The 5562-nt window shown below is 59.4% G+C and carries 6 protein-coding genes and 1 tRNA gene; 1 reads left to right on the forward strand and 6 read right to left on the reverse strand.

Annotated features, from left to right (window positions below; genetic code table 11):
- Positions 1 to 269: 269 nt before the first annotated feature.
- The 5 genes from EOA24_RS41820 to EOA24_RS25825 form a co-directional block, all read right to left on the reverse strand.
- On the reverse strand, positions 270 to 779 hold the full coding sequence (locus EOA24_RS41820; protein WP_126080280.1) for a hypothetical protein: 510 nt from the start codon (positions 777 to 779) through the stop codon (positions 270 to 272).
- Positions 780 to 790: 11 nt separating this feature from the next.
- Positions 791 to 1303, reverse strand: coding sequence for a hypothetical protein (locus tag EOA24_RS41825; RefSeq protein WP_189343305.1), 513 nt, complete (start codon positions 1301 to 1303; stop codon positions 791 to 793).
- Positions 1304 to 1553: 250 nt separating this feature from the next.
- Positions 1554 to 2024 (reverse strand): hypothetical protein, encoded by a 471-nt coding sequence (locus tag EOA24_RS25815; protein ID WP_126080279.1) that lies wholly within the window; start codon positions 2022 to 2024, stop codon positions 1554 to 1556.
- 20 nt (positions 2025 to 2044) lie between these two features.
- The gene (locus EOA24_RS25820; protein ID WP_127257155.1) at positions 2045 to 2362 is read right to left on the reverse strand and encodes a hypothetical protein; all 318 of its coding nucleotides are present in this window, start codon (positions 2360 to 2362) and stop codon (positions 2045 to 2047) included.
- 78 nt (positions 2363 to 2440) lie between these two features.
- On the reverse strand, positions 2441 to 2968 hold the full coding sequence (locus EOA24_RS25825) for a hypothetical protein (protein ID WP_126080277.1): 528 nt from the start codon (positions 2966 to 2968) through the stop codon (positions 2441 to 2443).
- A gap of 343 nt (positions 2969 to 3311) precedes the next feature.
- Between EOA24_RS25825 and EOA24_RS41295 the strand changes: the two genes are divergently transcribed.
- Positions 3312 to 3380 (forward strand) — tRNA-OTHER (locus EOA24_RS41295).
- 350 nt (positions 3381 to 3730) lie between these two features.
- Here the strand turns inward: EOA24_RS41295 and lepA are convergent.
- Positions 3731 to 5536, reverse strand: a complete 1806-nt coding sequence (gene lepA / locus EOA24_RS25830) for a translation elongation factor 4 (protein WP_126080276.1) — start codon at positions 5534 to 5536, stop codon at positions 3731 to 3733.
- Between the last annotated feature and the right edge of the window lie 26 nt (positions 5537 to 5562).

Raw genomic sequence — 5562 nt, forward strand, 5'->3', positions numbered from 1 at the left:
TGTTCGAGCGGCGCCACATCGCCGCCATCGACAAACCGCCGCCCGTCAATCCAAGTCGAAGGTACCCCCGCTGCTCTCCCGATCAGATGAGCCTCGACTATGTCTAACTTTCCCCGGACAGCCCTGCCCCTTGTGGGGGAAGGTGGCCGCGCAGCGGCCGGATGAGGGGTGCTCCAGGGAAAGCCAGCGTCTCACTCCGCTGGAGCACCCCTCATCCGTCTCGGCGCTGCGCGCCGATCCACCTTCCCCCACAAGGGGGGAAGGAAGAATCACCGCCTCACCACCACATGCGGTGCAAACGTCTTCACCGCGTCCAACAAGTCCTGTCCCCGCACGTCGAGCGAGGAGATTTCCATATGCACAATGTTCCGGCCGAAAGGCATCAGGCCGAAGGCGTTGGCGGAGGAATAGCGGATTTCGTCGGGCGGCTCGCCGGTGAGCTCGAAATTGAGCATCGCCGCGCCCTTGCCGCCGGCGGCAAGCCGCACGCTCCGCACCTTGCTCCACGGCACCAGCACGTCGCCGGCGCGAGCATCGCGGAAACCACGCTGATCCAAGACGACCTTGACCGAAGTGTCGAAAGCGCCGCGCGCGATAAAGGCGCCGAGCCCGAGACAAGCGGCGGCGAGCAGCGCGATCCACAGCACATGCCCTCCATCCGCGCCCGAGGCCACGCCCTGCAGCGCGCCGAAGCCGAAGACGCCGCCGATCAGGAACGGCCCGAGCGCCGGAAAGATCTTTCCCGACGGGCTGTTGCGGAGTTCGAGCGGCGCGGCCATGGCCCTGGCACTCAGCGCTCCGCTTTCAGCAAAGTCCAGATCCAGCCGACGAAGGTCAGCACCAGGAACGGATAGCCGAGCGCCGGCAGCGGCGACGAGGTGGGCAAAAGCGGCGCGCCCCACAGGATCATCAGCACCGAAACAGTGAAGAGCGCGGCGGCAATGAGCCCCGTGAGCCGCATCCAGAGCGCGAAGGTGGCCTGCGCGCTAACCATGACCAGCCCCGCCGCCCACAGCGCAATGCCGCCGGCATAGGAAGGCACTGAGGCCTGCAGGCCCGCCGCATTGCCGGCCAGAAGCAGGCTTTCGCCGGCGAGGAAAGTCAGGAAGCCGGCCGCGACGAGATCATTGCCGAGCCGCTGGTATTTTATCGTCAGCAGCGCCGCGGCGACGACGATGCCCGCGCCGTCGATGGTCCACAGCGTCTCGCGCAGCGCGTCGCTGCCAACGAAAGTGCCCGCCATGCCCAAAGCGCCGCCAATGGCGAGGCCGATCGCGGCGACGGTGTCCGAGGTGGAGCGCATGTGATGTCTCCCCAAGCCCGGGGAGAGGATACAACGAGGTGGGGAGATGGTGAAGTGTGAAGCCAGCAAGAGGTTACTAGTCCGAAGAGCCAACGATCAAGCGACGGTTGCGTCGCAGCGCGCTGATTCCGATTTCCGTTACGATCGCCGCGCGGCACTCCAGATCGCTAGCGCCTTACCCTACGGCCGGATTGGTGAAGGCGGCCTCGCCTAAGCACAAGGCGCACGCGATGTTGCGTAAAAGACGGCCCTAGCCGCCAAACTTGTCCCTAAGCAGGACATGAATTCGCTTCAAAACCATCAGAAGAGAGAGGAAGAAGTTGATAGCAATTGCGGTTGCCAGCGTTTCCAATATCCGCTGCGTAATGCCGCATGTGAATAGCAGGCTTGTAAGCAAAAAAACGATTACCAATGACGAAACTATAGTGAATGAAATATTGGAAAAAGACTGCCTTAAAAGCCTATCTCTCAATTCCTTGTTGGCGCCGCGTGAAGAATCAGCAAATGAGTATATCAATACAAGCACGTTAAAGAGAAGTCCCGCAAATATAGCAAAAACAGATACTAGCGTTCCTACGTATGCATCTGGTATCGAAAACCCGAGAGCCCATGCCAGTAACGCCAAAGCTATTGGCGCGCCTAGCATAACCAGGTAATCTGCAACGCTAACTTTATCTGTGCCTTCGTCCTTTAGAGTAGCAAAATGATCGCGTACGATCATTCTAATATCGATTTTGCTAGTCATAGCATTATACCGCCGCGCTTTGCTATTTCGGCGACTATCTCCTTGAATTCTTTGGCAAGGCTGTCCCTAGTTGGATGACCATCGGGTCCAAACTTTACGTCATCAGTGATGTCGAACGAACTATTGATGCTATTTGGCTTTGTGAGATTTATCTTCCGTATTTCGCCACCAACTCGGATCTTGGTGGTAACAACGTCAAACCCATGCTCGCCGAACTCGAAGACATCGTCCAATTCTTTCTGTCCATTGGCAAACGCAATTAGACCGTCCTTCTTGAAGAGACCGTTCGAAGGACGAACGGAATAAGAGAACACGCCCGGGTACGCCTTTTTTATCCCCCCAAAAGCATCAGCAATATCCGCCGGTATCTCATGCTTCTCAACAGTTATTTCTTATACACTCCCTGTTTTCAAATATTCCTTAAGAGCATCCGCGAGTGTCATACTTCTTACGTGAAGGCGATAGTCTGGGTAATATTTCTGTAGCTGGCCAGCGATTGCGCCCTCAAACAGACTCTTTACGCCATTCAAACCAGATTGCTGCAAACACAGGATTCCTCGGGTTTCATTTGGAGGCAGCTCGAGGTGAAAATAAAATGGCGAGGGCAGCGATTCGGTCTTCTTTTTCTTGTAGGTGGTTTTGCCGCTGTCGGCGTCGATGATGTCTGACGCCTGGCCATAGTCGCCAGCAAAGACCATGCCCGTCAAGGCGCCGGTGTTGGCTGGCTTGTCCAAGACCACTTTGAAGGTCTTCTGAAAGTGAGCGACCTTGCTATATGTGACCATCTTCTGGAGATACTTCAGAATCGTATCTCGAAGGTCGGCCGTCCCGTCGAATGAACCAAATTTCAGGTTCTGCTTTGACGAGGCATTGAGTTTGCGCACCTCTACTAGATACGCCACAACCTTGCATCGCGGCATTATTCCCTCCCCCGTTCGAGAGGGAAAATAACTGAGTCATTCTACGCTGTCGTCAGGGAATTTGGTCTTTTATACAGGTATGCGCGCGACACGACCCTTTATCTCTGTCGGGTTTTCACCGGCCATTGCCAGTTATCCCCAGAAAGCCCGTCGTACCCGCGAATCGCGGGTCGGGACTCTTGTGTTAATTGATCGAGTCACCTTTCAATTCCGGCTCCAGCGCGATGGAGGGGAGTGATTCGACCCTTGCAAAGCGATCACACTCCCGCCCCACCGGGCGTCGCTGGATGGCGCATCCCGCTGCGGGTGCCTTCTTCCCCGAGCCATCCGGGGAAGTCGTGGTGGGGGCGGCTTGGTAGCTGGTCCGGGCTTCCGACCTTGGGTCCAGTGGGTTCGAATCCCACCGCCTCCACCGACTCAAGATGTAACCAGTTTGGTTACATCCCGTAAATACGTTTGCGCATAGTCGGGACAAATTGTCCCCCGGCCAGAATTGCCGGCCTTTCGGCAGATTTCATGACTATTCGGCCATATCTCAACCGGCACCGATGTAGCCTTGCACATCTACTATTGCAGCCGTGTGATAGGGATTGGTGTGTCAGGGAAGCGTAGCAAGACAGTTACGTGCCCGCTCCACCGAGCAAGCTCAGAGCCGCGCAGCCGGTCCTCACTGCCTGCGGGCAACTCTCCTGCTAGAAGCCCGCGGTCGATTCGCGGGGCCGACATTTTAAATGCTGCACGACAAAACGATCGCCGGGGCCCTCAATCCCCCATCTTCAGCGCCTGGATAAACGCTTCCTGGGGAATATCCACCTTCCCAAACTGCCGCATCCGTTTCTTGCCCTCTTTCTGCTTGTCCAGCAGCTTGCGCTTGCGGGTCACGTCGCCGCCGTAGCATTTGGCGGTGACGTCCTTGCGCAGCGCCGAGACGGTCTCGCGGGCGATGATGCGGCCGCCGATGGCCGCCTGGATCGGGATCTTGAACAGATGCTGCGGGATCAGCTCCTTCAGCTTCTCGCACATCTGGCGCCCGCGCTTTTCCGCCGCCGAGCGGTGCACCAGCATGGATAAAGCGTCGACCGGCTCGTCATTGACCAGGATCGACATCTTCACAAGGTCGCCCTCGCGATAGTCGGTCAAATGATAGTCGAAGGAGGCGTAGCCCTTTGAGATCGACTTCAGCCGGTCGTAGAAATCGAACACCACCTCGTTGAGCGGCAGGTCGTAGGTCAGCATGGCGCGTTTTCCCACATAGGAGAGATCGGCCTGGATGCCGCGCCTGTCCTGGCAGAGTTTCAGGATGCCGCCGAGATAGTCGTCGGGGGTCAGGATCGTGGCGCGGATCCACGGCTCCTCGATCGAGGCGATCTTGACCACGTCGGGCATGTCGGCCGGGTTGTGCAACTCCTTCACCGTGCCGTCGATGAGGTTCATGCGGTAGACGACGGAGGGCGCGGTGGCGATGAGGTCGAGGTTGAACTCGCGCTCCAGCCGCTCCTGGATGATCTCCAGATGCAACAGCCCGAGGAAGCCGCAGCGGAAGCCGAAGCCGAGCGCGGCCGAGGTCTCCATTTCATAGGAGAAGCTGGCGTCGTTGAGGCGCAGCTTGCCGACGGCGGCGCGCAGGTCCTCGAAATCGGCGGCGTCGACCGGGAACAGGCCGCAGAACACCACCGGCTGCGCCGGCTTGAAGCCTGGCAGCGCCTTCTGCGTCGGGCGGCGGTCCTCGGTGATGGTGTCACCGACGCGGGTGTCGGCCACTTCCTTGATAGAGCCGGTGAAGAAGCCGAACTCGCCGGGGCCGAGCTCGTCGACATTGACGCGGGCCGGCTTGAACACGCCGGTGCGTTCGACGAGATATTTCGCGCCGGTGCCCATCATGCGGATGGTCTGGCCCTTCTTCATCACGCCGTCGATGATGCGCACCAGAACGATGACGCCGAGATAGGCGTCGTACCAGGAGTCGACCAGCATGGCTTTCAGGGGTGCTGCGATGTCACCCTCGCGCGGCGGCGGCAATTGGTGGACGATCGCCTCCAGCACGTCCGGCACGCCAAGGCCGGTCTTGGCCGAGATCAGCACGGCGTTGGAGGCGTCGAGGCCGATCACCTCCTCCACCTGCTCGCGGATGCGCTCGGGCTCGGCCGCCGGCAGGTCGACCTTGTTCAGCACCACGACGATCTCGTGGTTGTTGTCGATGGCCTGGTAGACATTGGCGAGCGTCTGCGCCTCGACGCCCTGGCTTGCGTCCACCACCAGCAGCGACCCCTCGCAGGCGGCGAGCGAACGCGACACCTCATAGGCGAAGTCGACATGCCCGGGCGTGTCGATGAGGTTCAGCACATAGTCCTCGCCATTCTTGGCGCGGTAGTTGAGCCTCACGGTCTGGGCCTTGATGGTGATGCCGCGCTCGCGCTCGATATCCATCGAGTCCAGCACCTGCTCCTTCATGTCGCGCTCCTCCAGCGCGCCGGTGAGCTGGATCAGCCGGTCGGCAAGCGTGGATTTGCCATGGTCGATATGGGCGACGATGGAGAAATTGCGGATGTGGTCGAGCGGCGTCGTCATGCGGCGCGCTTTAGCAGGGGCGGGGT

The organism is Mesorhizobium sp. M2A.F.Ca.ET.039.01.1.1 (assembly GCF_003998035.1).
In the GTDB taxonomy this organism is placed as follows: domain Bacteria; phylum Pseudomonadota; class Alphaproteobacteria; order Rhizobiales; family Rhizobiaceae; genus Mesorhizobium.